General features: G+C 70.2%; 30 protein-coding genes. 25 read left to right on the top strand and 5 right to left on the bottom strand.

All coding sequences use genetic code 11. The features are described from left to right. Positions 1-45: 45 nt before the first annotated feature. Genes rpsP through trmD form a run of 4 tightly spaced genes read left to right on the top strand, consistent with a single transcriptional unit; the run spans position 46 to position 2,033 of the window. Positions 46-459, top strand: a complete 414-nt coding sequence (gene rpsP / locus AB6V31_RS07350) for a 30S ribosomal protein S16 (protein WP_056230889.1) — start codon at positions 46-48, stop codon at positions 457-459. A 5-nt stretch (positions 460-464) separates the two neighbouring features. Beyond that, positions 465-695: an RNA-binding protein gene (locus AB6V31_RS07345; protein ID WP_056230892.1), complete on the top strand. Its 231-nt coding sequence runs from the start codon at positions 465-467 to the stop codon at positions 693-695. Next, a complete protein-coding gene (gene rimM / locus AB6V31_RS07340; protein WP_369364840.1) occupies positions 695-1,342 on the top strand; it encodes a ribosome maturation factor RimM in 648 nt (215 codons plus the stop codon). Before AB6V31_RS07345 ends, rimM begins: the two co-directional genes overlap by 1 nt. 1 nt (position 1,343) lies before the next feature. Further along, positions 1,344-2,033: a tRNA (guanosine(37)-N1)-methyltransferase TrmD gene (trmD, locus tag AB6V31_RS07335; RefSeq protein WP_056230897.1), complete on the top strand. Its 690-nt coding sequence runs from the start codon at positions 1,344-1,346 to the stop codon at positions 2,031-2,033. A gap of 70 nt (positions 2,034-2,103) precedes the next feature. Here the strand turns inward: trmD and map are convergent, their stop codons facing one another. After that, positions 2,104-2,886 (bottom strand): type I methionyl aminopeptidase, encoded by a 783-nt coding sequence (map, locus tag AB6V31_RS07330; RefSeq protein WP_074695098.1) that lies wholly within the window; start codon positions 2,884-2,886, stop codon positions 2,104-2,106. A 118-nt stretch (positions 2,887-3,004) separates the two neighbouring features. Between map and AB6V31_RS07325 the strand changes: the two genes are divergently transcribed. The 10 genes from AB6V31_RS07325 to AB6V31_RS07280 all read left to right on the top strand — a co-directional run bounded on the left by AB6V31_RS07325 (position 3,005) and on the right by AB6V31_RS07280 (position 10,975). Continuing rightward, on the top strand, positions 3,005-3,496 hold the full coding sequence (locus AB6V31_RS07325; protein WP_369364838.1) for an MFS transporter permease: 492 nt from the start codon (positions 3,005-3,007) through the stop codon (positions 3,494-3,496). Positions 3,497-3,682: 186 nt separating this feature from the next. Then, on the top strand, positions 3,683-4,030 hold the full coding sequence (gene rplS, locus AB6V31_RS07320; RefSeq protein WP_056232294.1) for a 50S ribosomal protein L19: 348 nt from the start codon (positions 3,683-3,685) through the stop codon (positions 4,028-4,030). Positions 4,031-4,174: 144 nt separating this feature from the next. Beyond that, positions 4,175-4,924 carry a signal peptidase I gene (gene lepB, locus AB6V31_RS07315; protein WP_056232298.1) on the top strand — a complete coding sequence of 250 codons (750 nt, stop codon included), beginning with the start codon at positions 4,175-4,177 and terminating at the stop codon, positions 4,922-4,924. Continuing rightward, positions 4,921-5,574, top strand: coding sequence for a ribonuclease HII (locus tag AB6V31_RS07310; protein ID WP_369364837.1), 654 nt, complete (start codon positions 4,921-4,923; stop codon positions 5,572-5,574). The genes lepB and AB6V31_RS07310 overlap by 4 nt, the downstream gene beginning before the upstream one ends. 86 nt (positions 5,575-5,660) lie before the next feature. Continuing rightward, positions 5,661-5,984, top strand: coding sequence for a DUF2469 family protein (locus AB6V31_RS07305; RefSeq protein ID WP_055836674.1), 324 nt, complete (start codon positions 5,661-5,663; stop codon positions 5,982-5,984). 92 nt (positions 5,985-6,076) lie between these two features. Next, on the top strand, positions 6,077-6,439 hold the full coding sequence (locus tag AB6V31_RS07300; RefSeq protein WP_056232302.1) for a YraN family protein: 363 nt from the start codon (positions 6,077-6,079) through the stop codon (positions 6,437-6,439). Continuing rightward, positions 6,436-7,959: a YifB family Mg chelatase-like AAA ATPase gene (locus AB6V31_RS07295; RefSeq protein WP_074695095.1), complete on the top strand. Its 1,524-nt coding sequence runs from the start codon at positions 6,436-6,438 to the stop codon at positions 7,957-7,959. Before AB6V31_RS07300 ends, AB6V31_RS07295 begins: the two co-directional genes overlap by 4 nt. Further along, positions 7,956-9,128 (top strand): DNA-processing protein DprA, encoded by a 1,173-nt coding sequence (dprA, locus tag AB6V31_RS07290; RefSeq protein ID WP_369364834.1) that lies wholly within the window; start codon positions 7,956-7,958, stop codon positions 9,126-9,128. Before AB6V31_RS07295 ends, dprA begins: the two co-directional genes overlap by 4 nt. 63 nt (positions 9,129-9,191) lie before the next feature. After that, on the top strand, positions 9,192-10,187 hold the full coding sequence (locus AB6V31_RS07285) for a tyrosine recombinase XerC (RefSeq protein ID WP_369364833.1): 996 nt from the start codon (positions 9,192-9,194) through the stop codon (positions 10,185-10,187). Positions 10,188-10,357: 170 nt separating this feature from the next. Further along, positions 10,358-10,975 carry a hypothetical protein gene (locus tag AB6V31_RS07280; RefSeq protein WP_369364831.1) on the top strand — a complete coding sequence of 206 codons (618 nt, stop codon included), beginning with the start codon at positions 10,358-10,360 and terminating at the stop codon, positions 10,973-10,975. Between the two features lie 14 nt (positions 10,976-10,989). Here AB6V31_RS07280 and AB6V31_RS07275 read toward each other — a convergent pair whose 3' ends face one another. Next, entirely contained in the window at positions 10,990-11,493 is a 504-nt protein-coding gene (locus AB6V31_RS07275; RefSeq protein ID WP_268104109.1) for a murein hydrolase activator EnvC, read from the bottom strand. Between the two features lie 314 nt (positions 11,494-11,807). Between AB6V31_RS07275 and rpsB the strand changes: the two genes are divergently transcribed. From rpsB to AB6V31_RS07230, 9 genes are all read left to right on the top strand, one after another. Further along, positions 11,808-12,707, top strand: a complete 900-nt coding sequence (gene rpsB / locus AB6V31_RS07270; protein ID WP_369364829.1) for a 30S ribosomal protein S2 — start codon at positions 11,808-11,810, stop codon at positions 12,705-12,707. A gap of 153 nt (positions 12,708-12,860) precedes the next feature. Further along, entirely contained in the window at positions 12,861-13,688 is an 828-nt protein-coding gene (gene tsf / locus AB6V31_RS07265) for a translation elongation factor Ts (RefSeq protein WP_056230918.1), read from the top strand. Between the two features lie 144 nt (positions 13,689-13,832). Continuing rightward, positions 13,833-14,552 carry a UMP kinase gene (pyrH, locus tag AB6V31_RS07260; RefSeq protein WP_369364827.1) on the top strand — a complete coding sequence of 240 codons (720 nt, stop codon included), beginning with the start codon at positions 13,833-13,835 and terminating at the stop codon, positions 14,550-14,552. 75 nt (positions 14,553-14,627) lie between these two features. Next, entirely contained in the window at positions 14,628-15,182 is a 555-nt protein-coding gene (gene frr / locus AB6V31_RS07255; protein WP_056230923.1) for a ribosome recycling factor, read from the top strand. A 5-nt stretch (positions 15,183-15,187) separates the two neighbouring features. After that, positions 15,188-16,240, top strand: coding sequence for a phosphatidate cytidylyltransferase (locus AB6V31_RS07250; RefSeq protein WP_369364826.1), 1,053 nt, complete (start codon positions 15,188-15,190; stop codon positions 16,238-16,240). After that, positions 16,237-16,812, top strand: coding sequence for a DivIVA domain-containing protein (locus AB6V31_RS07245; RefSeq protein ID WP_268104106.1), 576 nt, complete (start codon positions 16,237-16,239; stop codon positions 16,810-16,812). The genes AB6V31_RS07250 and AB6V31_RS07245 overlap by 4 nt, the downstream gene beginning before the upstream one ends. A gap of 49 nt (positions 16,813-16,861) precedes the next feature. Then, on the top strand, positions 16,862-17,575 hold the full coding sequence (locus tag AB6V31_RS07240) for a transglycosylase SLT domain-containing protein (protein ID WP_074695091.1): 714 nt from the start codon (positions 16,862-16,864) through the stop codon (positions 17,573-17,575). A gap of 9 nt (positions 17,576-17,584) precedes the next feature. Beyond that, complete coding sequence (locus AB6V31_RS07235) at positions 17,585-17,872, top strand: hypothetical protein (RefSeq protein WP_369364823.1); 288 nt, start codon at positions 17,585-17,587, stop codon at positions 17,870-17,872. Further along, complete coding sequence (locus AB6V31_RS07230) at positions 17,872-18,594, top strand: alpha/beta hydrolase (protein ID WP_369364821.1); 723 nt, start codon at positions 17,872-17,874, stop codon at positions 18,592-18,594. Before AB6V31_RS07235 ends, AB6V31_RS07230 begins: the two co-directional genes overlap by 1 nt. 49 nt (positions 18,595-18,643) lie before the next feature. Here AB6V31_RS07230 and AB6V31_RS07225 read toward each other — a convergent pair whose 3' ends face one another. Then, positions 18,644-19,720 carry an AI-2E family transporter gene (locus AB6V31_RS07225; RefSeq protein ID WP_056232310.1) on the bottom strand — a complete coding sequence of 359 codons (1,077 nt, stop codon included), beginning with the start codon at positions 19,718-19,720 and terminating at the stop codon, positions 18,644-18,646. Between the two features lie 170 nt (positions 19,721-19,890). Between AB6V31_RS07225 and AB6V31_RS07220 the strand changes: the two genes are divergently transcribed. Beyond that, the gene (locus AB6V31_RS07220; protein WP_369364819.1) at positions 19,891-21,702 is read left to right on the top strand and encodes a glycosyl transferase; all 1,812 of its coding nucleotides are present in this window, start codon (positions 19,891-19,893) and stop codon (positions 21,700-21,702) included. Further along, positions 21,699-22,649 (top strand): tetratricopeptide repeat protein, encoded by a 951-nt coding sequence (locus AB6V31_RS07215; RefSeq protein WP_369364818.1) that lies wholly within the window; start codon positions 21,699-21,701, stop codon positions 22,647-22,649. Before AB6V31_RS07220 ends, AB6V31_RS07215 begins: the two co-directional genes overlap by 4 nt. Positions 22,650-22,768: 119 nt before the next feature. Here AB6V31_RS07215 and glgB read toward each other — a convergent pair whose 3' ends face one another. Both glgB and AB6V31_RS07205 read right to left on the bottom strand, forming a co-directional pair. Continuing rightward, positions 22,769-24,907, bottom strand: coding sequence for a 1,4-alpha-glucan branching protein GlgB (gene glgB / locus AB6V31_RS07210; protein WP_369364816.1), 2,139 nt, complete (start codon positions 24,905-24,907; stop codon positions 22,769-22,771). Beyond that, a complete protein-coding gene (locus AB6V31_RS07205) occupies positions 24,904-26,871 on the bottom strand; it encodes an alpha-1,4-glucan--maltose-1-phosphate maltosyltransferase (protein WP_056232312.1) in 1,968 nt (655 codons plus the stop codon). The genes glgB and AB6V31_RS07205 overlap by 4 nt, the downstream gene beginning before the upstream one ends. Position 26,872 lies beyond the last annotated feature (1 nt).

The raw sequence follows: 26,872 nt of genomic DNA, 5'->3' as shown, positions 1-26,872 counted from the left end.
CTCTCCAGGCGTTCGGTTCGTTCGTTTTCATCATTTGGAGTCATCGTGGCTGTCAAGATCCGTCTCAAGCGCCTCGGAAAGATCCGCGCGCCCTACTACCGCATCGTCGTCGCCGACTCGCGCACCAAGCGCGATGGTCGTGTCATCGAGGAGATCGGCAAGTACCACCCGACCGAGGAGCCCTCGTTCATCGAGGTCGACTCCGAGCGCGCGCAGTACTGGCTCTCCGTGGGCGCGCAGCCCACCGAGCAGGTCGCCGCCATCCTCAAGCTCACGGGCGACTGGGGCAAGTTCAAGGGCGACAAGAACGCCGTCTCGACTGTCAAGGTCCGCGAGCCCAAGGCCGCGTTCGAGGCCGACGCCTCGAAGAAGTCGGTCGTCAAGCCCAAGGCCGAGAAGAAGGCCGAAGCTCCCGCCGAGGCGCCCGCTGAGGACGCCGCCGAGACCTCGGCCGAGTAATTCCCGTGCTGTCTGCCGCGCTCGAACACGTCGTCAAGGGGATCGTCGATCACCCCGATGCCGTGACCATCCGTTCCAGCTCTTCGCCTCGCGGCGACGTGCTGGAGGTTCGCGTGCACCCCGATGACCGGGGTCGCGTGATCGGGCGCGGCGGACGCACCGCCAAGGCACTGCGCACGGTCGTGTCGGCTCTCGCCGACGGACGTCGCGTGCGCGTCGACGTCGCCGACGACTGATGGCGAACGGCGACACCGCGGGCGCGCAGCCCGCCAAGACCCAGCTCCGCGTCGGACGACTCGTCAAGGCCCACGGCCTGAAGGGTGCGTTCAAGCTCGAGCTGTACACCGACGATCCCGACGGGCGCTTCACACCGGGGAGCACCTTCACCCTGCAGGTTCCGGAGTCCTCGCCGTGGCACGGACGCGAGCTGACGGTCCGTGAATTCCGGTGGATGAACTCGCACCCGGTCGCCTTCTTCGAGGGCGTCGACGACCGCAACGCGGCCGAAGAGCTCGTCAAGGCCATTCTGTGGATCGACCAGGATGCCGAAGCCGCTCCCGCCGAAGACGACGCCTGGTACGACCACCAGCTCGTCGGTCTCGACGTCGTGCGCGACGGCGCCGTCATCGGCCGCGTCGTCCGCGTCGACCACTTCCCGGCGCAGGACCTCTTGATCGTCCGCATGGCCGGCGAAGACCGCGAGGTCCTCGTTCCTTTCGTGGGCGCCATCGTCCCCGAGGTCGACATCGCGGGTGGCCGCGTCGTCGTCACTCCGCCCGCGGGGCTCTTCGAAGAGCTCCCGGCCGACGCCGACGACGAGCCCGAACCCGTCTCGGCGTCGGACAAATCCGACGGCGATACGCCCGACACCTCCGAGGACTGACGTGCGCATCGACATCGTCTCGATCTTCCCGACGATCTTCGATGCTCTCGAGGTGTCGCTGCTCGGCAAAGCCCGGCAGAGCGGTCTGCTCGACGTCCGCATCCGCGATCTGCGGGACTACACGCACGACCGTCACCGCACCGTCGACGACACCCCGTACGGCGGCGGCGCCGGCATGGTCATGAAGCCTGAGCCCTGGGGTGAAGCGCTCGACGACGTGACGAGCGACGCCGAAGCGCGCCCGGTCATCATCTTCCCCTCGCCCGCGGGCGAGCGGTTCACGCAGGCGACGGCGCGAGAGCTCTCCACCGCCCCGCACCTCGTCTTCGGCTGCGGCCGGTACGAGGGCATCGACGAGCGCGTCTTCGACTACGCCGCCGAGCGGGGCGACGTGCGCCTGATCTCTTTGGGCGACTACGTGCTCAACGGGGGAGAGGTCGCCGTCATGGCGATGGTCGAGGCGATCGGACGACTGATCCCCGGCGTCGTCGGCAACCCCGAGAGCCTTGTCGAGGAGTCGCACGAGGACGGCCTGCTCGAATACCCCTCGTTCACCAAGCCGGCCGTGTGGCGCGAGCGAGAGGTGCCGCCCGTGCTCCTGAGCGGCAACCACGGCGCCGTGGCGACCTGGCGTCGCGCGCAGCAGATCGAGCGCACGCGCGAGCGGCGGCCCGACCTGCTCGCTGACTGACGCGGCAGAGCTCTTCCGTCGCTGCCGGGAGGATGCCGCGACCTCGGGCCGCGGCATCCGGGATCATCCGTCAGTCGACGCCCAGGAACGAGCGATCGGTCAGGACGATGGGACCGTCGGCGGTGATCGCCACGGTGTGCTCGGAGTGCGCTCCGCGCGATCCATCGGCGCTGCGCAGGGTCCATCCGTCGGGGTCGGTGATCAGCTCGTCGGTGGTCTGCAGGAACCACGGCTCGAGCGCGAGCACGAGGCCGTCGCGGAGCGGGTAGCCGCGGCCGGCCTTGCCGTCGTTGGCGACGTGCGGGTCGCCGTGCATGGTGCGGCCGACGCCGTGGCCGCCGAAGTCGGTGTTGATGCTCAGGCCCTCGGCGTGGGCGACGGCGGCGATCGCGGCGGAGATGTCGCCGATCTTGCGGCCCACGCTCGCGGCCTCGATCGCGGCGGCCAGCGCGCGCTGCGAGGTGTCGATGAGGGCGAGGTCCTCGTCGCGAGCGGTGCCCACGACGAAGGAGACGGCGGAGTCGGCGACCCAGCCGTCCACGGACGCGGCGAAGTCGAGCGAGACGAGGTCGCCGTCACGCAGCACGTAGTCGTGGGGGAGTCCGTGCAGCACGGCGTCGTTGATCGACGTGCAGAGGACCTTGCCGAAGGGGCTCGCGCCGAAGGACGGGTGGTAATCGATGTAGCACGACTCCGCGCCGGCCGAGCGGATCATGTCGTGCGCGCGACGGTCCAACTGCAGCAGGTTGGTCCCCACCTTGGTCTCGGCGCGCAGCGTGGCCAGCACCTCCGCGACGAAGCGTCCGGCGGGGCGCATCGCGTCGATCTCGGCCGGGGTGCGCAGTTCGATCATGGGTGGTTCCTCTCGCGTCGAACCTCCATTGTCTCCGATCCGCGGCGCCGCCGCCCGATGCGCGTGCGCCATAGCCTTCTCAGAGGCGAAGCACATGCGCGAGCCCTAGTCTCGGGTCATGGCGTTGCGACGGATGTTCCTCCACTGGCTGTTCCCGGCCGCGTTCGTTCTGCCGCTGTGGCTGTTCGTCGGGTGGATCGTCTTCTCGGGAGGCAGCGCGTGGGGCCTGCTCTGGCTCTTCGTCGCGGTTCCGGCCGTCTTCATCTCGCAGCTCGTCCTGACCCTCATGGTGCGAGCGCGGGGGAGTGTGCGCGAGAACCGCGCGGTGTCGTGGCGGGATCTGGCGGGCCTGGGCATCTGGCAGGTCGTGATCGTCGCCCTCGGATTCTTCGACTCCCGGGTCTTCTTCCCGCTGCTCGTGCTGTCGATCGCGGGAGCGCTGGTGTTGTTCTGGTCGTCTCTCGCGCAGCTCTGGAACGAGGCGCGCGGCGCGGTGACGATGCTGCACACGACCGACGGGACCGCGTACATCCCGCCGCCGCGCGAGAGTCGCGAACAGACACGGGATGCCGAGGTCATCGTCGTTCCGGAGACGCGGCGCCCCGACTGACGTCGTCGCGTGCCCGCGGCGGAGCGCACCGTTTTGGCGGGTCGGCCTGCGCGTGGCAGAATGGACGCTTGTGCCCTGACCGGCTCTGCCTCAGGGGAGTCAGCTGCTTCGGCGGCTTCGGGCACGCCTCACCTTTTTCCCTCTTATCGTGCGATCGACCTGTGGCGGTCGCAGGAAGTGATGATCATGCAGATCCTCGACTCCGTCGACGCGGCTTCGCTCCGCTCCGACATCCCCGTCTTCGGCCCCGGCGACACCGTCAAGGTGCACGTCAACATCACCGAAGGCAACCGCTCGCGCATCCAGGTGTTCCAGGGCGTCGTCATCGGCCGCTCGGGCGACGGCGTGCGCGAGACCTTCTGCGTCCGCAAGGTCAGCTTCCAGGTCGGCGTGGAGCGCACGTTCCCCGTCCACAGCCCCGTGATCGACCACATCGAGGTCGTCACCCGCGGTGACGTGCGTCGCGCCAAGCTGTACTACCTGCGCAGCCTGCGTGGCAAGAAGGCCAAGATCAAGGAGAAGCGCGACCGCTGAGTCCGCTCTCTCGAACGCCCCGTGGGTTTCACCCGCGGGGCGTTCGGCGTTCTCACGGCGTCGTCGGTCACGGGGCGGCTCCTCGATGTGCGACCCTGGTTCCTGCGGTTCGCTCGGTGTGCGTCGAACCCGGTGAAGGAACACATGAGCGACCAGACCGCCTCGACCCCGGATGCCGTGGCATCCCGCTCCGCCGGACGGCGTCGACGCGGATGGGGGGCGTTCTTCCGCGACCTGCTCGTGATCGTGCTGATCGCGCTCGTGGTGTCGTTCCTCGTCAAGACCTTCGTCGTCCGCTCGTTCTACATCCCGTCGGCGTCGATGGAGAACACGCTGCTGATCAAGGACCGCATCCTCGTGGACGAGCTGACCCCGAAGTTCGGTCAGTACTCGCGGGGTGACGTGGTCGTGTTCCGCGACCCCGGTGGATGGCTGCCGCCGAGCCCCACCGAGCAGCGGTCCCCGGTGGTCGAGGGCGCCGACTGGGTGCTGTCGCTCTTCGGGCTGTCGGCTCCCGACAGCGACGATCACCTCATCAAGCGCGTGATCGGCACGGCGGGCGACCACGTCGTCTGCTGCAACGCCCTGGGGCAGACGACGGTCAACGGCGTCCCGCTCGATGAATCGTACGTGCGGCTCGCTCCGGGGGCGACTGCGCCCGAGCCCGTTCCCTACGACATCACGGTGCCCGACGGCTCGCTCTGGGTCCTCGGCGACAACCGCAACAGCTCGCGCGACTCGCGTTTCAACCAGGACCAGCCCGGGCAGGGCTTCGTCCCCGTCGACAACGTCGTGGGACGCGCGTTCCTCATCACGTGGCCGTTCACGCGCTTCGGTCTGATCGACTTCCACCACGAGGTGTTCGCGGGGGTCCCCGCGCCGGGAGCGCAGTGATCGAACCCACCCTCACCCTCGAGCGCCGTCTGCTGAAGGATCATGCGATCGTCATCGCGTGCGACGAGGTCGGGCGCGGGGCCCTCGCGGGGCCGGTGGCGGTCGGCGCCGCGGTCATCGACCCGGCGCGTTCGCGCAAGCGGGTTCCCGCCGGCCTGCGCGACTCCAAGCTCGTTCCCGAGGCGCGACGGCCCGAGGTGGCCGCCCGGGCGGCCGCGTTCGTCCAGCACAGCGCCGTCGGGTGGGCGAGCTCGGTCGAGGTCGATGAGATCGGCATCATCCGGGCTCTGGGTCTCGCGGCCGTCCGCGCGATCGCGGATCTGCGCGCGCACGGCGTCGTGCCCGAAGAGGCCCTCGTCATCCTCGACGGCAACCACGACTACATCACGCCGGCGGGGGAGACGGGGCTGACGGTGCGTCCCATCATCAAGGCCGACCGTGACTGCGCGAGTGCGGCCGCGGCATCCGTCATCGCCAAGGTCGCCCGCGACACCCTCATGACGGGACTGCACGACGATCACCCCGCCTACGGGTGGGCGCGCAACAAGGGCTACGCGAGCCTCGATCACCGCGAGGCGATCACCGCGCACGGAATGAGCGTGCACCACCGGCACTCGTGGGCCATCGCCGCGGCCCCGACGCTCTTCTGACCCCGCTGCGGACACGGCGCCCGAACGCGCCCGGGCGGCTGCACCGTGCGGCCGGGGCGACGGCGCGCGCCTAGGATGGAGAAACCATGGATGACGACGTCTTCGAGGACTACGACCGCGAGCTCGAGCTGGCCCTGTACCGCGAGTACCGCGATGTCGTGCGCCAGTTCACCTACGTGATCGAGACCGAGCGCCGGTTCTATCTCGCGAACGACGTGAACGTCGTGCGGCGCGACACCGAGCACGACTTCTACTTCGAGATCTCGATGACCGACGTGTGGGTGTGGGACATCTACCGCGCCGACCGCTTCGTGAAATCCGTGCGCGTGCTCACCTTCAAGGACGTCAACGTCGAGGAGCTCTCGCGCCACGACTTCCAGTTGCCCGACGAACTCTCGCTCGACAACTGAGGTCCCTCCCCAGTCGGATCTTCCCCCGGGTTGTCCACCGATAGGTCCCTCCGCTCCGCGCGAGGGGGAGGGTGGATGCCACGCTCTCGGGCATGGCAGCGAAAGACGAGCTCGGCAGAGCAGGCGAAGATCGCGCCGTCGCGTACCTGAGGGACGACGGCTACCGCATTCTCACGCGCAACTGGCGGTGCGATCAGGGCGAGATCGACATCGTCGCCGCGCGCGACGACACTCTCGTCGTGGTCGAGGTGAAGACCCGACGCACCGAGGACTACGGCCACCCCTTCGAGGCCATCGACGCCCGGAAGGCGCAGCGGCTCTGGCGCCTCGCCATGGCGTGGTTGGCGGCCCATCCCGAAGAGGCGAGGGGGCGACGCCTCCGGGTCGACGCGATCGGCCTCGTCGGTCCCGATCCCGCGCGGGCGCGCCTCGAGCACCTCGAGGACGCCTTGTGACCCTCGCGCGGACCTGGGCCGTGGCGTTGTCGGGGCTGCACGGCGATCTCGTCGAGGTTGAGGCCGACGTGTCGTCTCAGACCCCGGAGTTCTCGATCATCGGTCTCGCCGACAAGGCCCTGGGCGAAGCCGGTCGGCGCGTGCGGGGCGCGTGCACCAACCGCGGCCTCGACCTGCCCAAGCGTCGGATCACCGTCAACCTGTCGCCCGCGAGCCTGCCGAAGCGCGGATCGGGGTTCGACGTGGCGATCGCCGTGGCCGCCCTCGCGACGTCGGTGCGGATGGATGCCGCCCGCGTCGCGCGGACCGTGCACATCGGCGAACTGGGACTCGACGGACGACTCCGACCCGTTCCCGGGGTCCTGCCGGCGGTCGTGGCAGCGCAGCGCGCCGGTCATCGGCGCGTGGTGGTCCCGGCGGCCAATGCCGCGGAAGCGGGACTCATCGAGGGGATCGAGGTATTCGCCGCCACGTGCCTCGCCGACGTGGTGAGGTGGCACGGCGGTACGAGCGACGCGCCCGACCTCGAGCCGGTCGAGGCGCCCGCCACCCGTGCAGACGACGAGGAGCAGCTCGACCTCGCCGATGTCGTGGGGCAGGGGGACGCCGTGGACGCCCTCGTCGTCGCCGCGGCGGGCGGGCACCACCTGCTCATGAGCGGCCCGCCGGGCGCGGGCAAGACGATGCTGGCGCGCCGGCTCCCCGGCATCCTGCCGCCCCTCGATGACGAGGCGGCCCTCTCGGTCGCGTCGGTGCGCTCCCTGTCCGGCGAGGCGGTGACTCGGTTGTCGCGCACGCCCCCGTTCGAGAGCCCCCACCACGGGGCGACCGCCGCGGCGCTGATCGGGGGAGGCTCCGGCGTGGTGCGTCCGGGTGCCATCGCCCGCGCGAGCGAGGGAGTGCTGTTCCTCGACGAGGGCGGCGAGTTCCCGGCATCCGTTCTCGACGCCCTTCGTCAGCCCCTCGAGAACGGCGTGATCCAGGTGCACCGCTCCGGGGTCTCGGCGACGTACCCCGCGCGATTCCAGCTCGTGGTGGCCACGAACCCCTGCCCGTGCGGCCAATACGGCGTCCCGGGTGGATCGTGCGAGTGCGCTCCGCAGGCGATACGCCGCTACACGCGGCGCCTCTCGGGCCCGCTTCTCGATCGGATCGACATCGACCTGCGGCTGCAGCGCGTGTCCACCGCCCGGCACGAGTGCAGTTCCCGGACGGTGTCCTCGGAACGCGCGCGCGAGATCGTCGCCGCCGCTCGTGCGCACGCCGCTCGACGGTGGGCCCAGACGCCCTGGAGACGCAACGCCGATGTGCCGGGCACGTGGTTGCGCGGCCCGGCCGCCCCGTCGCCCGAGGTCCTGCGTCCGCTCGACACCGCCCTTCGCCGCGGCGCAGTGACCTTGCGCGGATACGACCGCCTGCTCCGTGTGGCGTGGACGGTCGCCGACATCGCCGGACACGAACAGCTCCGGTCCGACGATGTGGGCCGCGCCCTCTACCTGCGCAGAGGTGCGGGCGCATGATGCCCTACGAGGTCGACGAGATCGAGGCCGCACGCGCCCTCCGGGGCCTGCGGGACGACGATGACCATGGGGGTGCCGTGGAGGCGTTCGCGCGGGCGGTGTGGAGTGTGCTGACCGAGCCCGGAGACGGGGTCGCCGGGAAACTCATCGCGGGACACGGACCGGTTCGGGCCCTGAGCGTGGCCACGTCCGCGGGGCGTGAGGATCTCGGGGCGGCGCGCGCCCGGTGGCTGCCCCGGCTCCATCCCGACGCGATCGCGGCAGCGCTCGACGCCGCGCGGCGGTCGGGAACCTCGCTCGTCGTTCCGGGAGACGCCTCGTGGCCCGCCCGCCTCGACGATCTGGGGGAGCACGCGCCGGTCGTCCTCTGGCGCCGCGGAGCCGGCATCGAGGACGATTCCCCCACGGTCGCCCTCGTGGGCGCGCGAGCTTCGACGGCGTACGGGGAGGGGGTCGCGGCGGATCTCGCCGCCGACCTGACGGCGGCCGGGGTGATCGTCGTCTCGGGGGCGGCGTACGGGATCGACGGGGCCGCTCATCGGGCGGCGCTGTCGACGGGCGGACCGACGGTCGCGTTCCTCGCCGGCGGCGTCGATCGGGCGTACCCGCGCGGTCACGAAGGTCTCCTTGCCCGGATCGCGGGAGCCGGCGCGGTCTGGAGCGAGACGCCCTGCGGGACGACGCCCACCAAGTGGCGCTTCCTCGCTCGCAACCGGTTGATCGCCGCAGTCGCGGACGCCGTCGTGGTCGTCGAGGCGGGGTGGCGCAGCGGCTCGCTCAACACCGCCGCGCACGCCGCGAGCCTCGGCCGCGCCCTCGGCGCGGTGCCCGGTCCCGTCACCAGCGCGGCGTCGGCGGGGTGCCACCGTATCCTCCGCGAGTACGGCGGAGTCTGCGTGACGGGCGCTGCCGACGTGCTCGAGATGGTCGGCGCGGGAGGACCCGGCGAGCAGGGCGCCACCGATCGCACCGACGACACCACCCGACTGCTCGACGCCCTCTCGGCGCGCTCCGGTCGGTCGACGCGGGAGGTCGCCCGCCGAAGCGGGATGTCGAGCGAGGAGGCCGGGGTGCTCCTCGGCTTCGCGGAGCTCGAGGGGAGGGTCGTCCGCGACAGCGAGGGGCTGTGGACGTCCGCCGGTCGGGGGGACGGGCGATCTCCGCGATGAGGGAAACGCCGTTCGGCGCGCGTCGTCGCGCACGCGCGGCCGGCCTGCGGGCACTCTGGGGGGATGCAGTTGTCGGAGGCCGTCGCGGGATATCTCTCCCACCTGTCCGACGTGCGCCGACTCTCTCCGGCGACGGTGCGGGCCTACCGCGCGGATCTCGCGGACCTGATCCTGTGGGTCGGCGATCGCCCCCTGGGCGAGGTCGGCGTGGAGGATCTGCGCGAATGGCAGTGGCAGTCGGCCAAGTCGGGGCAGTCCAAGGCGACCGCCGCGCGTCGCGCGTCGACGGTACGGGGGCTGTTCGCCTGGGCCGTCGAGGAAGAGCTGGTCGGGGTGGACCCCGCGCGGAGGCTGGTGTCTCCGAAGCGCGGGCGCACCCTCCCCGCCGTCGCGACCACCGACGCGCTCGACGACGTCCTGACCGCGGCGGCCGAGCGCGCGGCGAGTGGCGATGCCGTGGCGCTCCGAGACCACGCCCTCCTGGAGGTGCTCTACGGATCGGGCGCGCGGGTCTCCGAGGTGTGCGGTCTCGACCTCGACGACATCGATCACGATCGACGCACCCTGTTCCTGCGCGGCAAGGGCGGCAAGGACCGCGTCGTGCCGTTCGGACTCCCCGCCGCTCGCGCGCTGCAGGCATACCTGGTGCGGGCCCGTCCCGTCCTGCAGGCACGCCGGGTCGAGGCATCCGCATCTCTCGCATCCGGGTCGCGCCACGACGGAAGGGGGAGCGGCTCCCGCATTCCCGCCCGCGAAGCCGGGGCTGCGACGCGCCCGCACGAGCGCGCCGTGTTCCTGGGGGCGAAGGGCTCGCGTCTCGGGCCGAGGGCCGTGCACGCCCTCGTGTCGAGAACCGTGGCGCCGAGTGTGGGAGCGGACGTGCTCGGGCCGCACGCTCTGCGGCACTCGGCCGCGACCCATCTGCTCGACGGGGGCGCCGATCTGCGCTCCGTGCAAGAGATCCTCGGCCACGCGAGTCTGGGCACCACGCAGATCTACACCCATGTCTCCGCCGAGCGCCTCCGCGAGGCCTACCGACTCGCGCACCCGCGCGCTTGAGGGGTCGGCGCGGGCGACCCGGGTGGCGCAGCGCCTCGTGCCGAGGAGCCCGTCCTCAGCCAGCGCTCCGGCAGGCCGCGCGGCTCACCTCGCCGTCGGGTTCTCGCCGGTCGGCCCGTGAAGTGTCCCGTATGCGTGCGCATGCGTGCCGGACCCCCTAGCGTGGAACCGTGATCCCCCGCCGCCTGGTGCCCGCCGCGATCGGCGTCGTCGCGCTCGTCGGGGTGCTCAGCGGGTGCAGCCTCGCCCCGGAGCCGGTCGAAACCCGTCTTCCTCCCGGGCTCGTCGCCTCGAGCCCTCCGCCCCCGGTCGCCGTGCCCTCGCCCTCCGTCGTCACAACGTCTCCCGCGCCGGTCTCATCGACGGGCCCGTCGACTCCCGCCGCAGGATCCGGCACCGACGCCGTCTCGTGCGGCGACGGGGGAAGCCGGACCGTATCGGGGGCCGAGCAGAGCGTCCGCATCGTCGGAACGTGCGCCGAGCTCACCGTCTCGGGGGCGGCCCTCACCGTCGACGCCTCGGGGGCCTCGATCGGCACCCTCCGCATCTCCGGCGACCGCGCCCGCATCGACGCCGGGTCGATCGATGCCCTCATCCTGCAGGGCAATGACGGCTCGGTCCGTTCCTCGGGGGCGATCGGCAGCGCCGATCTGAGCGGCGATCGGTCCTCGATCCAGGCGGGCGGTGCGATCTCGGCCGTCACGGTCCGCGGGCAGGACAACATCGTGAGCGCCACGGGCGGCATCGGCACCCAGACCGTCGAGGGCCGCGGCAACCGGATCGGATGAGCGGGCCCGCCGGGTCACCTCTCGCAGCAGGGCAGCAGCACCGCTCGCGGGACGCCGCCCAGCAGGCGCAGCGGATTCACGTACTCACCGTTCCACCGCACCCCGAAGTGGACGGTCGCGGGGCCGGCGTGCCCACCGGCGGCCACCCGCCCCACCGGTGACGCGCGCGCGACGACCGCACCTACATCCAGGTCGGTGACCACGGGTTCCAGCGTCGTCACGAGGCCGTCGCCGTGGTCGATGGTCACGATGTCGCGCCCGGCTACGGCCCCCACGAAGGCGACGCGGCCGTCCGCGGGGGACCGGACCGAATCTCCCGCGAGATCGAGCCCGCGGTGACCCGGACCGTACATGTGAGCAGGGGCGACGAACGGCCGCACCACCCGGGCCGGAATCGCGGGCCACACCCAGGCGAGGTCGCCGAGCGGGTCGCCGTCGGACGCTTCGGCGGGCGGCGATACGAGGAGCGTCGCCGTCAGAAGGGCGAGAGTGACGAGGCGGGCGGATGCCGGGATCATCAGCGAAGTCTTCTCTCCCCGGGTCCGTGCCGAGCGCGGTGGAGGCGAGACCGGGGAGAGTTCGCGCCCGCACGCGGGTGGGGAGGAGCAGTCCTGTATGCTGGAGGACGCATCTCGCATGTCGGGATGACTCCGCGTGCCCACAGCGCATCGCGCCGCCCTCCGGGGCAGCGCACCGCGCGGCATCCACACCCCCTGGTCCTCCGCTTCGGCGGATGGCGGGTGTGCGCCGGGTACCAGGCTCGTCAGGCGGACCGTCTGACGCGAACAACCACAACCACGGCGCGAAAGCGCCCAGAAACAGGAGTACGACCATGGCCGTCGTCACCATCCGCCAGCTGCTCGACAGCGGCGTTCACTTCGGACACCAGACCCGCCGGTGGAACCCGAAGGTGAAGCGCTTCATCCTGACCGAGCGCTCGGGTATCCACATCATCGACCTCCAGCAGTCGCTCGGCTACATCGACAAGGCGTACGAGTTCGTCAAGGAGACCGTCGCGCACGGCGGCACCATCCTCTTCGTCGGCACCAAGAAGCAGGCGCAGGAAGTCCTCGCCGAGCAGGCGACCCGCGTGGGCCAGCCCTACGTCAACCAGCGCTGGCTCGGTGGCCTCCTCACCAACTTCCAGACGGTGTCGAAGCGCCTCGCCCGTATGAAGGAGCTCGAGGAGCTCGACTACGAGAACCCGGCCGAGAGCGGCTTCACCAAGAAGGAGCTGCTGCTCAAGAAGCGCGAGCTCGACAAGCTGCACAAGTCGCTCGGTGGTATCCGCAACCTGCAGAAGACCCCCTCGGCGATCTGGGTCGTCGATGCCAAGCGCGAGCACCTCGCGGTCGACGAGGCCAAGAAGCTCGGCATCCCCGTGATCGGCATCCTCGACACGAACGCCGACCCCGACGAGTTCCAGTACCCGATCCCCGGCAACGACGACGCGATCCGCTCGGTGAGCCTGCTCACGCGCATCATCGCCGACGCCGCCGCCGAGGGCCTCATCCAGCGCCACCAGCCCGCCGGTGAAGAAGAGGCCGCCGAGCCCCTCGCCGAGTGGGAGCGCGAGCTGCTCGAGACCCCCGCCGAGTCGACCGACGCCCCCGCGGCCGAGTCGACCGACGAGGCTCCCGCTGAGTCGACCGAGGCTCCGGCCGGCGAGTCTACCGAGGCCGCCGAGACCGAGACCGAGGCCGCTGACGCTGAGGCCACCGACAGCAAGTAAGCCGCGAGGCGTTCCGTTCTCCTCCGCGTGAACGGCCCGCTACCCGCACAGGCTACGATCCGGCGGGGTCGTGACAGCCCCCTCTTCGGAGGGTGGCGACACGGCCCCGCCGGGCTCACATCTAGAACGCAAACGACAAGGAGACGCCACACCATGGCAAACTTCACGATCGCCGACATCAAGGCGCTGCGCGAGCAGCTCGGCACGGGCATGGTCGACACCAAGAAGGCGCTCGAAGAGGCTGACGGCGACGTCGAGAAGGCCGTCGAGATCCTGCGCCTCAAGGGCGCGAAGGGCAACGCCAAGCGCGCCGACCGTTCGACCAGCGAGGGCCTCGTCGCCGCCCGCGAAAACAACGGTTCCGTCACGCTTCTCGAGCTCGCCTGTGAGACCGACTTCGTCGCCAAGAACGAGCGCTTCATCGCTCTGGCCGACAAGGTCGTCGACGCAGCCGCCGCCGCCGGTGCTGACTCGGTCGAGGCCGCCCTGGCCGCTGACGCCGACGGCAAGACCGTCGAGCAGCTCATCTCGGACGAGGCCGCGATCATCGGCGAGAAGGTCGAGCTCCGTCGCGTGCGCACCATCTCGGGCGACAAGTTCGAGGTCTACCTGCACAAGACCAGCAAGGACCTGCCCCCGCAGGTCGGCGTCGTCCTCGCCTACTCGGGCGATGACGCCGAGACCGCTCGCTCGATCGCGCAGCACATCTCGTTCGCCAACCCCTCGTACCTCACCCGCGACGCCGTCCCCGAGGCCGACGTCGAGAAGGAGCGCGAGATCGTCACCGAGATCTCCCGCAACGAGGGCAAGCCCGAGGCTGCGCTGCCGAAGATCGTGGAGGGCCGCGTGAACGCGTTCTTCAAGCAGGTCTCGCTGCTCGACCAGGACTACGCGAAGGACAACAAGCTGTCCGTCGCCAAGGTCGCGTCCGACGCCGGTCTCACGCTGACCGACTTCGCCCGCTTCAAGGTCGGCGCGTAACCCTTCGACAGGCTCAGGGCCCGTCATGAGGCCCGGGATGCCACGGCATCCCGGGCCTTTTCCCTGCCCGCGTCCCATATCGGTTCCTGCGTATCGGTCGCGGGTGCGGGGGGATAGTTTGTTCAAGACGAGAGGACATCACACGTGATCGATGAAGCCACCAAGCGCCGCCGAGTTCTGCTGAAGCTGTCGGGGGAGGCGTTCGGCGGGGGCCAACTGGGCGTGAATCCCGACGTCGTGGGCCAGATCGCCCGTGAGATCGCCGAGGCCGTCGACCGCGTCGACATCGCCATCGTCGTCGGCGGGGGCAACTTCTTCCGCGGCGCCGAGCTCAGCCAGCGCGGCATGGACCGCGGGCGGGCCGACTACATGGGAATGCTCGGCACCGTGATGAACTCCCTCGCGCTGCAGGACTTCCTCGAGCAGGCGGGGGCCGCCACGCGCGTGCAGTCCGCTATCTCGATGACCCAGGTCGCGGAGCCCTACATCCCGCGTCGTGCTGTCCGTCACCTCGAGAAGGGTCGCGTCGTGATCTTCGGCGCCGGCGCCGGACTGCCGTACTTCTCCACCGACACCGTCGCCGCCCAGCGCGCGCTCGAGATCGGAGCGACCGAGGTCCTCGTCGCGAAGAACGGCGTCGACGGGGTCTACACGGCCGACCCGAACGTGGATCCGACGGCCACGAAGCTCGATCACGTCACCTACAACGACGCCCTGCAGAAGGGTCTGAAGGTCGTGGACTCCACGGCGTTCAGCCTCTGCATGGACAACGGAATGGATATGCGCGTGTTCGGCATGGAGCCGTCCGGAAACGTCACCCGGGCCCTTCTCGGCGAGACGATGGGCACCCTCGTCACCGCATGACGCGCCGCGCGGGCCCGGGGAGCCGGGCCCGCGCGCGACTAGACTGAACAGTCAGTCCCAACGAATGGAGTCACCGTGATTTCCGATGTCCTCGCCGATGCCGGAGCGCGTATGGATCGCGCCGTGGAGGCCGCCAAGGAAGACTTCGCGACGGTCCGTACCGGACGCGCGAACCCCCAGATGTTCCAGAAGGTGCTGGTCGACTACTACGGCTCGCCCACCCCGCTGGCTCAGCTCGCCTCGCTGAACAACCCCGAGGCGCGCACTCTCGTCATCAACCCGTACGACAAGTCGGCGCTGAAGGCGATCGAGCAGGCGATCCGCGACATGCCGAACCTCGGGGTGAACCCGACGAACGACGGCAACATCGTCCGCGTCACCATGCCCGAGCTCACGCAGGACCGCCGCAAGGAGTACGTCAAGATCGTGCGCGGCAAGGGCGAGGACGCCAAGGTGCAGGTCCGCAACCTGCGCCGCAAGGCCAAGGACGACCTCGACGCGCTGAAGAGCGACGTCGGCGAGGACGAGCTGGTCCGCGCCGAGAAGGAGCTCGACACCGTCACGCGCACGCACGTCGACCTCATCGACGAGGCGCTCAAGCGCAAAGAGGCTGAGCTCCTCGAGGTCTGACCCCCATGCCCGACGCTCCCGAGATCGGCGACAGCGAGCCGGTCGATCCGTCCGCCTCGCCGCGCCGGGCCGAATCAGCGCGCCGTTCGCCGACCACGGGTGAAGGGGTGACCGCGATCGAGTCGCAGCTGCGCGCGATGCGGTCGGACGCCGATCAGCGGATCGCGCACGCCCGCGCCGAGTTCGACCAGGCCAACGAGCGGATCAAGCAGCGCACGGGGCGCGACCTCATCGTGGCGACCCTGATCGGGGTCGGCATCGGCGTGATCGTCATCGCCTCGCTGATCTTCGTCAAATGGCTGTTCGTCCTGTTCGCGGCCGCCGCGATGGTCCTGGGCGTCCTCGAGTTCTCGCGCGCCCTCCAGGTGGCGGGGCGTCGCGTCGATGTGGTCCCGCAGCTCGTCATGGGGTTCCTGCTCCTGCTGAGCGGGTTCTTCCTGGGCCCGTGGGTGCACTGGATCGCCACCCTCGTCGCCGTCGTCGTCGTCATCGTTTGGCGCCTGACGGCCCAGATGTTCGCGTCCGACGGTCGCGCTCACATCGAGGTGATCGGCGACGTCCTCGTCGCGAGCTTCGTGCAGCTGTACGTGCCCTTCCTGACGAGTGTCGCGATGATCCTCCTCGCGCAGCCCCGCGGGGAGTGGTGGGTGCTCGCGTTCCTCATCCTGGCGGTGGCGGCCGACACCGGCGCGTACGTCTCGGGCTTGACGTTCGGCCGGGGTGGTCGGCATCCGATGGCCCCCCGCATCAGCCCCAAGAAGACCTGGGAGGGCTTCGCGGGAGCGTGCGTCGCGGCGCTCGTGGCGGGCGCGCTCCTGGCCGCCTTCATGCTGCAGGTGCCGTGGTGGGCCGGTCTCATCTTCGGGGCCGTGGTCCTCGCGACGGCGACCGTGGGCGACCTCGGGGAGTCGATGCTCAAGCGGGACCTGGGCATCAAGGACATGAGTTCGTGGCTTCCGGGTCACGGGGGAGTGCTCGACCGCCTCGACTCGATCCTGCCGTCGGCGACCGCCGCCCTGGTGATGTTCTATCTGCTGTCCCCCCTGGGAGTGTCATGACCGAGACGCCGATCCACGACACCGTGGCCGCGATGCCGTTCCCCACGACCTCGGGTCGCACCAAGGGGTACGAGAAGCGCGCGGTCGACGTCTTCCTGGCCCGCGCGCGCGAAGCGTTCGAAGCCGACGAGGTCGGGGCCCTGCGTTCCTCCGAGGTTCGCGCCGCCGCCTTCCCGCTCGTCAAGGGCGGCTACAAGGTGGAGGCCGTGGACGCCGCTCTCGGCCGTGTCGAGGACGCCTTCGCCGCGCGCGAGCGCGAGCACGCCCTCTCGCGTCTCGGCGCCCGCGCGTGGGTCGCCGAGACCCGGGACACGGCGCAGGTGGTGCTCGACCGTCTTCGTCGTCCGCGGGGTTCGCGCTTCGACCGCGTCGGCCTCCTGCGCTACGGCTACCGGGTCGACGAGGTGGACGTGGTCGCCGATCGCGTCGCCCGCTACCTCGCGGCGGGTGATCCGGTGACACCCGATCAGGTGCGCTCGGTCGCGTTCCGCATGCAGCGCGGGGGGTACCGCGAGACCCAGGTCGACGCCGTCCTCGACGCCGTCGTCGAAGTGATGCTCGCCGTCGGATGACCCCGACGCGTGGCATCCGGCCTCGGGCGTCGGTAGAATCGAGCGCACTGTGACTTCTGGTTCGGAACTTTCGCGCGCATCCACGTCCCGTGTCGCCCGCCGGGGCGCCTCGGTCGACGTGGTCCCGCCGTCTCTCCCGCACCGTTCCAGCCCCCGCTGGTCGCGTCGTCGCGGTGTGGTCGGCGTCTTCGGGGCTGCGGCCGCGGTCTTGTTCGTCGGTGCATACGTCGGCCCGATGGGCGCCTCGCTGCTGCCGGCTCAGGCCGAGGAGCCGCATACGGTCACCCTGTACGCCGAGGGTCTCGGCGACACGCAGGCCGTGTCGACCTCGGGCGAGAAGCAGGCGCCGCAGCTCGACCGGGCCAGCTACAACGTCTACGTCAAGCCGAAGCCGACGCCCACCCCGACGCCGACGCCGTCCCGCGAGAAGGACTCCGGCTCCGGCTCGTCCTCGGGCAACGCCGGTCCCATGCTCTACACCGGTGGTGGCGCTCCTGCCGAGTGGATGGCCGCTGCCGGCATCTCCGAATCCGACATGGGCTTCGTGGACTACATCGTCAGTCGCGAGAGCGGTTGGAACCCGAACGCGACGAACCGCTCGTCCGGCGCCTGCGGCCTCGTGCAGGCCCTGCCGTGCAGCAAGGTCCCCGGCAACGGCTACGACCCGGTCGACAATCTGCGCTGGGGAACCGGCTACGCCACCGGGCGTTACGGCGGATGGGCCGGCGCCTACGCGTTCTGGTCCGCCAACCACTGGTGGTGAGCGGCATCCATGCCCCGCTCCCGTAAACGGCGCCCGGACTCCTCCCGAGGCGACGAGTCGCTCGATCGTCTGATCGCCGGGTGGAAGCGCACCGAGGTCAAGCGGGGCGGGGAGTGGACGGTGCAGCCCATCTCGGGCCAACAGGCGGTCAAGGACTACCTGTGCCCCGGGTGCGGTCGGACCGTGGAGGCCGGAACCGCTCACGTGGTGGTCTGGCGCGCCGACGGCGTCCTCGGGGACGCAGCCGATCTCGCCGCCCGTCGTCATTGGCACACGCACTGTTGGAGGATCGCCTGATGGAGATTCGCGGACCCGTTCTTCTGCCCGCCCGTCGCGAGGACGTCGAGCTGCGCACGGTCGACGAGCTGACCCTGGTGGGCGAGCTGGCGCTGCCGGCCGATCGCGACCCGGTCGCCAGCCTCGTCACGCTTCACCCCCTGCCCACGGCGGGCGGTTTCATGGACTCGCACATCCTGCGCAAAGCGGCGGGCCGGTTGCCGGCGCTGGCCGACCTCGCGGTGCTGCGTTTCAACACGCGGGGAACGACGTCTGCTCGCGGGACCAGCGACGGGGCATTCGACGGGGGTGCGAACGAGTGCTTCGACGTCGCGGCCGCCGTCGATTTCGTCCGTGAGCGCGGTCTGCCGCGGCCGTGGCTCGTCGGCTGGTCGTTCGGCACCGAGCTGGCGCTGAAGTACGGTCGCGATCACGACATCGAGGGCGTCATCCTGCTCTCGCCCCCGCTGCACCGCGCGACGGCCGAAGAGGTCGCCGCCTGGGCGGGCGACGAGCGCCGCATGGTCGTGCTCGTCCCCGAGTTCGACGACTACCTGCGTCCCGACGAGGCCCGCGAGCGGTTCTCGTCGGTACCGGATGCCACCCTCATCGCGGTCGAGGGCGGCAAGCACCTGTGGGTCGGCGAGACGCAGACCCGTCGCGTGCTCACCGAGATCGTCGCGGCGGTCAACCCGGACGCCCTGCCGCTCCCGGTGGAGTGGGACGGCGAGATCGCGGGCTGAACCCGCGCGCCGGTGCTCCGGCGTCGATGCCGGGTGTCCGCGGACGGGCTCAGCGTTCGTTCTGCCGCGGGATGATGACCTCGCGGTAGATGATGAGGATGCTCGCGGCGACCGGGATGGCGATGAGCGCGCCGAGCAGGTTCAACAGGGCGCCGCCGGCCAAGGCCGAGATCACGACGACGGATCCCGGCACCGAGACCGCGCGGTTCATGATGCGCGGCGAGATCACGTACGCCTCGATCTGCATGTACACGAGGTAGTAGATCGCGGCGGCGAGGATCGCCCACGTGGGGGTGCCGAGGCCCGGGATGAGGCACGTCAGCACGATGATCGTCGACCCCGTGAGGGTGCCCACCAGGGGGATGAGCGAGAAGAAGAAGGCGATGACCGCCAGCACGGCCGGGAACGGCGCGTTGATGATCGACAGGAAGATGGCGCTCAGGACGCCGTTGATGACTCCGAGACTGACCTGCCCCATGACGTAGTAGCCCACGGAGTCGGTGATCTTCTCGGCGAGCTCGATGAATCGGGCGCGCTTCGAGGCCGGGACCAGCTGGTAGACGGCCGACTTCAGCGAGGGAGTGGATGCCGTGAAGTAGATCGTGAGGATCAGCACGATGAACGCGCCGCCCAGGCCGGCCGCGACGGCGCCGCCGATGGTGAGGAGGCTGTTGCCGATCATCGTGGAGATGCTGCCGACGTCGAGCGTGGAGAACCAGTGCTGGATCCCCGCCCACACCTCGTCGATCTTCAGCCAGGGGAGGGTCTGCGACACCCAGGCCTGCACGTCGGTGACGATCTCGTTCCACCGACCGGGCTGCAGCAGCTGCTCGATCTGGGACACCAGCTGGGCGATCTGGCTCACGATGATCGGGACGACCATGAAGATGATCCCGGCGAAGACGCCGAGCACCGCCAGGATCGTCACCAGCACCGCCGCCCAGCGGGGGAGACCTCGACGCTCGAGGAACGACACGACGGGGTCGAGGCCGAGAGACAGGAACAACGCCGTGCCCACGTACAACAGGATCGTCGACAGGTTCTGGACGCTGCCGATGAGCAGCAGGCCGACTCCGACGCCGAGCGTGGCGAGCAGAGCCACCCGGAAGGGATTGTGAATCTTCATGCCGAACGACTCCCGCATCAGCCGGGCTGACGTGCCCGTGTCGTCAGGATACTGAGCGGATGGCCCGACCGAGCGCGCGACGGGCCTCGCCGCGAACTTTCAGGCGCCCTCGGATAGTCTGAAATGTCGATTCGGTGGCGCCCGAGCCACCGGTGGGGATGGTGTGAAGCGTGAGATTCGTCTGGGCCGTGGTGGCATTCGTCATCGCTGCCGCCATGATCGGTGCCGGTATCGCCCAAAGGACCGTGTTCCACGGCCCTTCGGAGACCTCGGCCAACGTGCAGACCGACGGCTCGACGGCGTTCACGCTGATCGACGGCGCAGTGCTGACGAGCGTCCCCGGGGCGCAGACCCTGCGCGTCCAAGGCGATGGGGCGGTGTTCGTCTCGTACGGACGCACCGCCGACGTCACCGCGTGGCTCGCCGACGTCCCCTACACCGCGGTGACCCTCGACGGCGCCGGCACCGTCCAGACCTCCGAGGTCGCGCCGACGGTCACCCCCGCCTCGGGCGCCGCGACCACCGGACGATCGCCCGTGGACTCCGACCTCTGGCTCGACGAGTTCGAACAGACCGGATCGCTGTCGACCACTCTGCAGCTCCCGTCCGACATGAGCGTGCTCGTCGCCTCCGACGGAACGGCCCCCGCCCCCTCGACCGTCAGCCTCACCTGGCCGATCGACGACTCCACGCCGTGGGCCGGTCCACTCATCGTCGGCGGCGGAATCGTCCTTCTGGCCGGTCTGGTGCTCTACCTGCTCGGCATCCGCCATGTCCGTCGTCAGCGTCGTCCGCGCCGCAAGGGGCTGCCCCTTCCGGTCACCGAGCCGATTTCGACGGTCGACGCGGATGCCGAGAGCAAAGGCGTCGTGAGCCAGAGCCCCGCTCGCCGCGGAGGGTCGCGAGTCCGCGGGGCCCTGCGCGGTCGCCGCGCTCTGGTCGCCATCCCCGCGCTGGGCGTGTCGATCGCTCTGCTGGCGGGATGCTCGGCTGACGCGTGGCCGCAGCTCGCGGCGACCGAGTCGCCGAGCCCCACTCCGACGGTGATCGTCCCGGAGGGGCAGTTCCCGCCGGCGGTCACCGAGGCGCAGGCGCAGCGCATTGTGGCGAAGGTCTCGTCGACCGTCGCGCAGGCCGATGCCTCGCTCGACGGGAACGTCGTCGCCGAGCGGCTGTCGGGCCCGGCTCTCGCGGAGCGGCAGACCAACTACAAGCTGCGCGCCGCGATCCCCGACCGACCCGCCCTGCCCGCGATCCCGGCGGAGCCCGTGCAGATCGTGCTGCCGCAGACCACGGGAACGTGGCCGCGCACCCTCATGACGGTGGTGGAGTCGGCGGATGCCGCGACCCCCACGACCACGATCATGATGATGACGCAGCAGACGCCGTGGGAGGAGTACAAGGCCTCGTACGTCGGCAACCTCGAGGCCTCGACGAACCTTCCCGAGCTCGCGGCGCCCTACGTCGGTGCCACGCAGGTTCCGCCGGACTCGTCCTTCCTCGTCATGGCGCCCGAGAAGGTGGCCGCCGCCTACGCGGATGTCATCAACAACGGCCAGAACAGCGCCTCGTTCGCGAAGTTCGACACGGCGAACGACCTGCTGCTCTCGGCGATCCAGGACAACAAGACCAAGCGCACCGACGAACTCAACCAGACCGGTGCGGGAACGGCGGAGATCAGCTTCTCGGCCTCCGCGGGAGCCGCGACGCCCATCGCGCTGGCGACGCTCGACACCGGTGCGATCGTCGCGGTCAACGTGTACGAGAGCGACACCGCGAAGCCCACCAACAAGGACGCCGTGATCAAGCTGGACAACAATCCGGCGGTCAAGGCCCTGACCGGTGTCGACCAGTCGGCGACAGGCTTCACCACGACATACTCCGACCAGGTCTTCTTCTACGTGCCCAGCCAGGGCTCCGACGATCAGATCCGCCTGCTCGGCTACCGATCCAGCCTCCTCGAAGCGAAGGTGTCCCCGTGAGCACTCCCGCCCCCGGTTCCGTGATGCGCGGTGCCGTCGACCTCTCGTCGTTGCGCAACCGTCCCCAGCCGCCGGCGGCACCCGCCTCCGGCGCCCCCGCGACGCCCCCGCGCCCCGCCGGCGCGCCGCCCCTGGTCTTCGACGTGACCGATGAGACGTTCGGTGAGGTCCTCGAGCTCTCGCGCACGGTCCCGGTCGTCATCGATCTGTGGGCCGAGTGGTGCGGGCCGTGCAAGCAGCTGAGCCCCGTGCTCGAGAAGGTGGTCACCGAGCTCGCCGGCCGCCTGGTGCTCGCCAAGGTCGACGTCGACGCGAACCCGCAGCTCGCGCAGGGCTTCCGCGCGCAGTCGATCCCCATGGTGCTCGCGCTCGTGGCGGGTCAGCCGGTGCCCCTGTTCACCGGAGCCGTCCCTGAGCAGCAGGTGCGCGACGTGTTCGCCCAGCTTCTGCAGCTCGCCGCTCAGCACGGCGTAACCGGTACCGTCCCGGTCGAGGGCGCCCCCTCCGCCGATGCCCCCGCCGCGGAGCCCGAGCTGCCCCCGCTGCACGCAGAGGCGTTCGCCGCGATCGAAGAGGGCGACTACGCCCGCGCCATCACCGCCTACGAGAAGGCCCTCGTCGAGAACCCGCGCGACGCCGACGCGCGCGCCGGTCTCGGACAGGTGCGTCTGCTGGACCGCGTCCAGGACGCCGACCTCCAGGCGGCCCGTGCCGCGGCGGCCGCCGACCCGACGGGGCTCGAGGCACAATTCCTCGTCGCGGATCTCGACGTCGTGGGCGGGCATGTCGACGACGCCTTCGGCCGTCTGCTCGACCTCTTCGCCGCGCTTCCCGGGGATGAGCGCGCCCCGGTGCGCGAGCGTCTGCTCGAGCTCTTCGGCCTCGTCGGCGACGAGGACGCGCGGGTGATCCGCGCCCGCTCGCGACTGGCCTCGTTGCTCTTCTGAGCCCGGACATCGCACGGCCCCGTCCTCCCTAGGGGGGACGGGGCCGTCGTCGTTTGCGCGTGTGTCAGACCCGTGGATCCGGCGCGGATCACCCCGCGCAGGGGCCGAGACGCCCGGGGTCAGCTCCCCGAACGGTGGTGGAGCCACAGCACCCCGAGAGGGGGGAGGGTCAGCGTCGCGCTTCCGCGACCATCCGTCTGTACCGCACCGAAGTTGCCCTGCCCTGAGCCGCCGAAGGCCTCGGCGTCGCTGTTGAGGATCTCGGTCCAGGTGCCCGATTCGGGCAGGTCGAGGGGGTAATCGGTCAGCGGAACGCCCGAGAAGTTGCACACCACGGCGATCGTGTTGCCGTGGTGATCGCGACGGGCGAAGGCGAGGACGTTCGTGTTCCAGGCCGGGGCACCGAGGCGCGAGAATGCCGCGCCGTCGTGATCACGCGCCCACAGGGCCGCTTGATCCTTGTAGACGCGGTTCAGCTCGGCCACGAAGGAGTGCAGCTGCGCATGCGAGGGCTGGTCGAGCATCCACCAGTCGATGCTGCGCGACTCCGACCACTCGGACATCTGCCCGAACTCCTGGCCCATGAACAGCAGTTGCTTGCCGGGGTGCCCCCACATGTACGCCAGGAACGCGCGCATGTTGGCGAGCTTTTGCCAGTGGTCGCCCGGCATGCGACCGAAGAGGCTGCCCTTGCCGTGCACGACCTCGTCGTGGCTGATCGGCAGGACGAAGTTCTCGCTGAACGAGTACACGAACGAGAACGACAGCTCACCCTCGTGGTGCGAGCGGTACATGGGATCGCGCCCGATGTACTGCAGCGAGTCGTTCATCCAGCCCATGTTCCACTTGAAGCCGAAACCGAGGCCCGCGTGCGAGGTGGGAGCCGTGACGCCGGGGAAGCTCGTCGACTCCTCGGCGATCAAGGCGATACCGGGGTAGCGCTTGTACGAGGTCGCGTTCACCTCCTGCAGGAACCGGATCGCCTCGAGGTTCTCGCGACCGCCGAACTGGTTCGGCGCCCACTCGCCCTCGTTGCGCGAGTAATCGAGGTAGAGCATGGAGGCCACGGCATCCACTCGCAGACCGTCGACGTGGAACTCCTCGAACCAGTACAGCGCGTTCGCGACGAGGAAGTTACGCACCTCGTTGCGGCCGTAGTCGAAGATGAGCGTGCCCCAGTCCTTGTGCTCGCCGCGACGGGGGTCCGGGTGCTCGTACAGGGCCTCGCCGTCGAAGCGGGCGAGCGCGAAGTCGTCCTTGGGGAAGTGGCCGGGGACCCAGTCCATGATCACGCCGATGCCGGCCTGGTGCAGACGGTCGATGAGGTAGCGCAGGTCGTCCGGCGAGCCGAAACGGCTCGTCGGGGCGTAGTAACCCGACACCTGGTACCCCCACGAGCCGCCGAAGGGGTGCTCGGCCAGCGGGAGGAACTCGACGTGGGTGAACCCCTGCGCGCCGACGTAGTCGATGATCTCGTCGGCCGCGTCGCGGTACGACAGCCCCTGCTTCCAGGAACCGAGGTGGAGTTCGTAGATCGACATCGGGCGGTCGATCGGCGCGGTGAGCGAGCGCTCGTCGATCCACTCGTCGTCCGCCCACGCGTAGGTCGAATCGGTGACCACGGACGCCGTGGCGGGAGGAACCTCGGCGAGTCGCGCCATGGGATCCGCCTTCTCGATCCACTGGCCGGCGCGGGTGAGGATCTCGAACTTGTAGCGCGTGCCGACGCCGATCCCGGGGACGAACAGTTCCCAGACGCCGCTGCCGCCCATCGACCGCATGGCGTGGCCGGCGCCGTCCCACCCGTTGAAGTCTCCGATGACGCGCAGGGCGCGCGCATCGGGAGCCCAGACGGTGAACGCGGTGCCCGTCGACCCGTCGAGTTCGCGCACGTGTGCACCGAGGATGCGCCAGAGCTCTTCATGACGCCCCTCGGCGATCAGGTGCAGGTCGAGCTCGCCGACGGACGGCGCGTGGCGGTACCCGTCGTCGGAGACGTGCTCCGAACCGTCGTACGACGCGCGCACCGTGTAGGCGCCAGGGTAGGCCGCGACGGGCGCCTCCCAGATCCCCCCGCGGACGTGCTCGAGGGCGACCGAGGTGCCGTCGGCCAGTTCGGCGACCACCTCGCGGGCAAGGGGCCGGCGCGAACGGATGACCCATCCCTCGCCGGTCTCGTGCACGCCGAGCACGCTGTGCGGGTCATGGTGGGCGCCGTGGGCCACGGCATCCAGGATCTCGGAGGGAAGGGAGGTCATCGGTTCTCCTTGACGTGCAGGATGTGCACCGGCTCGACGAAGGCGTCGAGGCGCACGAAGTTGTGGTCGGCCCAGGTCCAGACCTGTCCGGTGACGAGATCCTCGACCTCGTACGTGGCGCCGGGTTCGATGCCGAAGACCGTGGTGTCGAGGTGGACGGTCGTTTCACGGGCCGAGTGCGGGTCGACGTTCGCGACCACGATGATCGTGTCGCTGCGACCATCGGGCGAGAGGGCGGCGTCGAGGTGCTTGGAGTACACGAGGATGCTGTCGTCGTCGCTCCAGTGCACGCTGAGGTTGCGCAACTGCCCGAGCGCCGGATGCGCGCGCCGCGCGCCGTTCAGCATGCGCAGGTACGGCGCGAGCGAGTCACCCGCGGCTTCGGCGGCGGCCCAGTCGCGGAACTTGTACTCGTACTTCTCGTTGTCGATGTTCTCTTCGGACCCCGGACGCGCGACGTTCTCGTACAGCTCGTAGCCCGCGTAGACGCCGTAGGTGGGAGCCGCGGTGGCCGCGATGGCGGCGCGGATCTTGTACGCCGGTCGCCCGCCGAACTGAAGGTACTCGGTGAGGATGTCAGGGGTGTTGACGAAGAGGTTGGGGCGGAGGAAGTCGTCGGTCTCGTGGGCGAGACCGGTGAGGAACTCCTCGAGCTCGTCCTTCGTGTTGCGCCACGTGAAGTAGGTGTAGCTCTGCTGGAACCCCGCCATGGCCAGGCCCTGCAGCGGCGCGGGGCGCGTGAAGGCCTCGGCCAGGAACACCGCGTCGGGCTCCTCGGCGCTGACGGTCGCGATGAGCCACTCCCAGAACTGCAGGGGCTTCGTGTGCGGGTTGTCCACGCGGAAGATCGTGACGCCCTGCGCGATCCAATGGCGGACGATGCGCAGCACCTCGGCGCGGATGCCCTCGGGGTCGTTGTCGAAGTTGACCGGATAGATGTCCTGGTACTTCTTCGGGGGGTTCTCGGCGAAGGCGATCGAGCCGTCGGGGAGGGTGGTGAACCACTCCGGGTGCTCGGCGACCCACGGGTGATCGGGCGAGGCCTGCAGCGCGAGGTCGAGTGCCACCTCGATGTCGTTCTCGCGCGCGGTCCGCACGAAGGCGCGGAAGTCCTCGAGAGTGCCGAGGTCGGGGTGGACGGTGTCGTGCCCGCCTGCCGCGCCCCCGATGGCCCACGGCGAGCCGGGGTCTCCGGGCTCGGTGACGAGGGTGTTGTTCGGCCCCTTGCGGTTGGTCTGGCCGATGGGGTGGATCGGCGGCAGGTACAGCACGTCGAAGCCCATTCCGGCGACGGCCGGGAGCCGCTCGGCGGCGGTGCGGAACGTGCCGCTGACGATCGAGCCGTCCTCCGCTCGTCGTGCCCCTTCGGACCGGGGGAAGAACTCGTACCAGGCGCCGGCGCCGGCGCGCTCTCGTTCGACGAGCAGCTCGGCATCCCGCCCGACAGAGACCAGGCCCATCATGGGGCGGGCCTCGAACAGCGCCGCGATCTCGGGGTCGCGGACGATCTGGAGCGCGGTGTCGTCGTGCACGTCGGGATCGCGCAGGGCGCGGGCGGCGTCGTACAGGCGGTCCTTGTCGGTGCCGGGCCGCTTCTTCTCGCCGCGCGCCCGATCGAAGAGCTGCGCGCCCATCTCTCGCATGAGGGCGACATCGACGCCCGCCGCGATCTTGACCTCGGCGGCGTGCTCCCACGTCGCGAAGTCGTCGGCGAAGGATTCGAAACGGAACCGCCAGACGCCCTGCTCGAGCGGAGCGACGAGCGTCGACCAGCGATCGAAGCCGTCGTTGAGGGGACTCAGGCGGTGCAGCGATTCGTCGCCGGACGGCGAGAACAGGCGCACCTGCACGCCGATGCGGTCGTGGCCCTCGCGGAACGCTGTCACGGTGAACGGCACGGCCTCACCGACGTACGCGGAGGGGCGGAATCTGCCGCCGGGCACGCTCGGGTGCGGGAGCGCCAGC

It is taken from the genome of Microbacterium sp. 16-032 (assembly GCF_041079455.1).
Lineage (GTDB): Bacteria > Actinomycetota > Actinomycetes > Actinomycetales > Microbacteriaceae > Microbacterium > Microbacterium testaceum_A.
The sequence above is the reverse complement of the archived record's forward strand: the minus strand, read 5'-3'. Positions and strand labels throughout refer to the sequence as shown.

Excerpts from the sequence above, each read along its gene's own strand:
- rpsB (WP_369364829.1), top strand. The coding sequence starts at position 11,808 with ATGGCCGTCGTCACCATCCGCCAGCTGCTCGACAGCGGCGTTCACTTC.
- map (WP_074695098.1), bottom strand. The coding sequence starts at position 2,886 with ATGATCGAACTGCGCACCCCGGCCGAGATCGACGCGATGCGCCCCGCC.
- AB6V31_RS07300 (WP_056232302.1), top strand. The coding sequence starts at position 6,077 with ATGGCAGCGAAAGACGAGCTCGGCAGAGCAGGCGAAGATCGCGCCGTC.
- AB6V31_RS07285 (WP_369364833.1), top strand. The coding sequence starts at position 9,192 with ATGCAGTTGTCGGAGGCCGTCGCGGGATATCTCTCCCACCTGTCCGAC.
- tsf (WP_056230918.1), top strand. The coding sequence starts at position 12,861 with ATGGCAAACTTCACGATCGCCGACATCAAGGCGCTGCGCGAGCAGCTC.
- AB6V31_RS07305 (WP_055836674.1), top strand. The coding sequence starts at position 5,661 with ATGGATGACGACGTCTTCGAGGACTACGACCGCGAGCTCGAGCTGGCC.
- AB6V31_RS07275 (WP_268104109.1), bottom strand. The coding sequence starts at position 11,493 with ATGATCCCGGCATCCGCCCGCCTCGTCACTCTCGCCCTTCTGACGGCG.
- glgB (WP_369364816.1), bottom strand. The coding sequence starts at position 24,907 with ATGACCTCCCTTCCCTCCGAGATCCTGGATGCCGTGGCCCACGGCGCC.
- AB6V31_RS07235 (WP_369364823.1), top strand. The coding sequence starts at position 17,585 with ATGCCCCGCTCCCGTAAACGGCGCCCGGACTCCTCCCGAGGCGACGAG.
- AB6V31_RS07325 (WP_369364838.1), top strand. The coding sequence starts at position 3,005 with ATGGCGTTGCGACGGATGTTCCTCCACTGGCTGTTCCCGGCCGCGTTC.
- AB6V31_RS07245 (WP_268104106.1), top strand. The coding sequence starts at position 16,237 with ATGACCGAGACGCCGATCCACGACACCGTGGCCGCGATGCCGTTCCCC.
- rimM (WP_369364840.1), top strand. The coding sequence starts at position 695 with ATGGCGAACGGCGACACCGCGGGCGCGCAGCCCGCCAAGACCCAGCTC.
- lepB (WP_056232298.1), top strand. The coding sequence starts at position 4,175 with ATGAGCGACCAGACCGCCTCGACCCCGGATGCCGTGGCATCCCGCTCC.
- AB6V31_RS07250 (WP_369364826.1), top strand. The coding sequence starts at position 15,188 with ATGCCCGACGCTCCCGAGATCGGCGACAGCGAGCCGGTCGATCCGTCC.
- rplS (WP_056232294.1), top strand. The coding sequence starts at position 3,683 with ATGCAGATCCTCGACTCCGTCGACGCGGCTTCGCTCCGCTCCGACATC.
- AB6V31_RS07225 (WP_056232310.1), bottom strand. The coding sequence starts at position 19,720 with ATGAAGATTCACAATCCCTTCCGGGTGGCTCTGCTCGCCACGCTCGGC.
- AB6V31_RS07230 (WP_369364821.1), top strand. The coding sequence starts at position 17,872 with ATGGAGATTCGCGGACCCGTTCTTCTGCCCGCCCGTCGCGAGGACGTC.
- dprA (WP_369364834.1), top strand. The coding sequence starts at position 7,956 with ATGATGCCCTACGAGGTCGACGAGATCGAGGCCGCACGCGCCCTCCGG.